The sequence below is a fragment of the Marinobacter iranensis genome (assembly GCF_029207565.1).
In the GTDB taxonomy this organism is placed as follows: Bacteria; Pseudomonadota; Gammaproteobacteria; order Pseudomonadales; family Oleiphilaceae; genus Marinobacter; species Marinobacter iranensis.
Window position 1 is genome coordinate 1 of the sequence record NZ_JANCMW010000061.1, and the last position, 295, is coordinate 295.

Annotated in this window: 1 protein-coding gene; it reads left to right on the forward strand. The window is 67.8% G+C overall.

All coding sequences use genetic code 11. The annotated features are described in order from the left end of the window. The coding region (locus tag NLU14_RS21445; RefSeq protein WP_275710446.1) for a transketolase C-terminal domain-containing protein at nucleotides 1–295 on the forward strand (295 nt) is incomplete at both ends.

The following is a 295-nucleotide window of genomic DNA, read 5'->3' on the forward strand; positions in this document are numbered from 1 at the left end:
GCGCAGGACGCCAAGGGCCTGCTCAAGGCGGCGATCCGCTCGGAAGACCCCGTCGTCTTCCTCGAGAACGAGCTGATGTACGGCCGCACCTTCGAAGTGCCGAAGCTCGACGATTACGTGCTGCCGATCGGCAAGGCGCGCATCGTCCGTGCCGGCAAGGACGTGACGATCGTCAGCTATTCGATCGGCGTCGGCGTCGCGCTCGAAGCCGCCGAGAAACTCGCGGCCGAGGGCGTCGACGCGGAAGTCATCGACCTGCGCACCCTGCGCCCGCTGGACACGGCGACCGTGCTCG